Here is a 3,138-nt window from a genome sequence, read left to right as displayed (position 1 = left end):
ATTTGGCGGATGCAGAATTTTTATTACCTTTAACCTTGTTTTTAACGGCGGATACGGACGCTGGTTTTAATTCCCCAGCAATTTTAACCGACAACCGTTGGGCATAATTTAAAGAATGACACCACAGAATGAGATTGTTAAATATAAAAAAATAGTAAAATGAAAAATAATGAACGAATAATATATGGAATAATAATTACGATAGTAGTATTTGTAATAGCCACATTTGCTGGGAGTAAATTGCACTTGAATATTGACTTTTTCCCTTATTCTTTTGTGACACATTCCTTGATGTTGATACTTTCGATTGTTTTGATTTATGGATTGAGAAAATATGTGAATTATAAGATTGCATTGCCACAATTTATAAAAACATTGAAACCTATATTGTTTGGACTATTAGCAACGATAATAGTTAATATTTCAATGACAGTTATAACAAAAACATTAGGAGGAAAAGTTGAAGCACACGCTGCATTGACTAAAATGTCTCCATTACAGATTTTTGTTTTTGTATTTATTTATGCAAGTATCGCAGAAGAAATATTGTTTCGTGGATTTCTTATGAATATTTTAAAACCATTAAAAGCAAAAGGAATAAACATATTTAATCGAAATATTAGTGTTCCTGTGCTTATTAGTGCAGTTGCATTTGGATTAGGACATTTAATTCTAATAACGACAGGTGCGGGAGGGCTTTTCTTACTAAGAATAGTAGTTTTTACAACAACACTTGGATTGATAGCAGGATATTATCAAGAAAAGTATGAAAATAATGCATTTGCAATAATTGTACATATGGCAGGAAATTCAATGGGGGTTTTAGGAGCATTATTAATGAACTTAAATGCGTAATAATTGACTAAAAAACAAGAAAAACTATGCCCAACACGCAATAAAAAACATAGGGCGGAAAGTGCTAAATTTGAACGACATAACATTAAATAAACGGCTCTGCAACTTGATAGGTAGGAGCTTCGAAATGCCCTACGTTTCTTATTGCCAACCGTTATAGTGCATATTAAGAAAGTACACCCTACGTATTTCGACAGAATGATTAAAATGTTAACTTTGCAAATTAAAACATTGAAAATACAGAATGATAAAAATTGAAGATAAAAAACTAAGCAATTATAGGTTTATTGATTTATTCGCAGGTATTGGTGGATTTCATTATGCTTTATCATCATTTGGGGCACAATGTGTTTTTGCTTCTGAGTGGGATATACACGCATCTGAAACATATAATAAAAATTTTAATTTAAAACCTCATGGAGACATTACGAAAATAGAGGTAGAAGACATTCCTTCACATGATATTTTATGTGGAGGTTTTCCTTGTCAACCATTTTCAATTGCAGGAAAGCAAAAAGGATTTGAAGATATTAGAGGAACATTATTCTTTGACATAGCACGAATAGTTGATTATCACAAGCCAAAAGTCTTATTTTTAGAGAATGTTAAAAACTTGTCGCAACATGACGAAGGTAAAACCTTTAAAACAATATTAATAACTTTAAGAAATTTAGGATATGCAACATATTATAAGGTTTTAAATGCTAGTAATTTTGGGATACCACAGAATAGAGAACGTGTTTATATTGTGGCATTTAGGAATGATATAAACTCAGAAAATTTTAAATTCCCAACACATCCAAACATCTCGACATGCTTATTAGACATTTTGGAAAAAAATCCACAAAATGCTAAAGTAATAACACGAGATGATATTGAGATATACAAAGAATATATTCCTCAAAAAACATTATTTAATGAAATGACTTTATTAAATAAGCCTATTCAAATAGGAAAGGTAAACAAAGGCGGACAAGGTGAACGAATTTATCATTCATTAGGACATGCAATCACATTGTCTGCTTATGGAGGGGGAGCTGGCTCTAAAACAGGATTATATTTAATTGATGGGAAAATTAGAAAATTATCGCCAAGAGAATGTGCTAGAGTTCAAGGTTTTCCAGACGATTTCATCTTAGACAAAGCAGATTCACAATCATATAAACAATTTGGGAATAGTGTTTCAATTAATGTCCTTCAATATATTCTTTTAGAAATCGCAAAAATAATTAATTCTCATGAATGAAAAACAAATTTCAGGTTCTCAAACTGCAAAAAACGGTTTCAAAAATGAAGACGACATTGTTGCAAAGTTTAATGATTGGAAAAAAGACAAAGATGCTCAATCTTGGTTAACTGTAATGAAATACAAACTTACTGAGATAGAATTTGTTGAAGCAGTTAAAATATCAGGATTTAAAACAGATGTACAAGTTCAAGTTACTATTAAGCTTAAGAAGGCGTTAGATGTTGAGAATTTGCAAGTTAAACTTGTAAGTAATCCAAAAGGGTTTAATCAAATTGATAAACGTTGGATTGATAAATACACAGAAATGTGGAATATCCCTTTACAAATCATTTCAATTCTAAAGAGATATACAGGAGAAGAAAAACCTACAATCAAAAAGCCTAAAGACAAAAGAAGAATGTTTGCAAATGAATTTTCTGAAGACGAACAGAAAGTTATTTTAAAATGGTTAAAGAAAAATCAATCTTTAATTGTTTCTGACATTTTAAAAGGACGAGGAAAGTTTGCTGCAGAATGGATGTTAGTTGCACAAAAGGGAACTAAAAATGCTCGTTGGATTTTAAAACCTATGAATTTTTGCATGAATTATTTTGGTAATGGAGAAATTGTAATAACAACAAGGGGGAACTTCAAGATTGGGCGAATTACAATGCAAAGAAAAGGTGGAGATGGTGGAAGAGATACTGCAAAGATGTTGCAATTTAAGATTAATCCAGCAGAATTATTTGACAATGAATAAAATACGCACTATAACACGCGGTATAGTTAATTGCCGGTACAGTGCGTATTCGAGCAGCACAGCTCGTATAAAAAGTAGTTGTAACTGGATAGGAAAGTGCTTCGTAATCGGCAACTAACCATACCGCCAGCCGTTGTGTGCCACAAAGATGCCCGCACGAAACGACAGAGTGTCCCCGATTGACCGTCCTGCAAACAGAAATCAAGAGACAAGAACCGACACGGAGAATTGACCAAATCGAAACCGGGAAAGCGAATTGCACGAGGACGGACAAGCGTGGACAAGCAATGATTTT

General features: G+C 32.2%; 3 protein-coding genes. All 3 read left to right on the top strand.

What is annotated here, in order from left to right; genetic code table 11:
• The first annotated feature begins 159 nt into the window (after positions 1 to 159).
• The 3 genes from SA378_RS04755 (at position 160) to SA378_RS04745 (ending at position 2,843) form a co-directional block, all read left to right on the top strand.
• Positions 160 to 855 carry a CPBP family intramembrane glutamic endopeptidase gene (locus tag SA378_RS04755; RefSeq protein ID WP_318524840.1) on the top strand — a complete coding sequence of 232 codons (696 nt, stop codon included), beginning with the start codon at positions 160 to 162 and terminating at the stop codon, positions 853 to 855.
• 244 nt (positions 856 to 1,099) lie between these two features.
• Entirely contained in the window at positions 1,100 to 2,101 is a 1,002-nt protein-coding gene (locus SA378_RS04750; RefSeq protein WP_318524839.1) for a DNA cytosine methyltransferase, read from the top strand.
• Positions 2,094 to 2,843: a type II restriction endonuclease gene (locus tag SA378_RS04745; RefSeq protein ID WP_318524838.1), complete on the top strand. Its 750-nt coding sequence runs from the start codon at positions 2,094 to 2,096 to the stop codon at positions 2,841 to 2,843. The genes SA378_RS04750 and SA378_RS04745 overlap by 8 nt, the downstream gene beginning before the upstream one ends.
• The last annotated feature ends 295 nt before the right edge of the window (positions 2,844 to 3,138 follow it).

This window comes from Sedimentibacter sp. (assembly GCF_033447055.1).
GTDB lineage: Bacteria > Bacillota > Clostridia > Tissierellales > Sedimentibacteraceae > Sedimentibacter.
Note: the sequence above shows the minus strand (reverse complement) of the source record. Positions and strands in the feature narration are given on the sequence as shown.

Bases quoted from the DNA above. Each gene is read 5' to 3' on its own strand.
- SA378_RS04755 (WP_318524840.1), top strand. From the start codon at position 160: ATGAAAAATAATGAACGAATAATATATGGAATAATAATTACGATAGTA.
- SA378_RS04750 (WP_318524839.1), top strand. From the start codon at position 1,100: ATGATAAAAATTGAAGATAAAAAACTAAGCAATTATAGGTTTATTGAT.
- SA378_RS04745 (WP_318524838.1), top strand. From the start codon at position 2,094: ATGAATGAAAAACAAATTTCAGGTTCTCAAACTGCAAAAAACGGTTTC.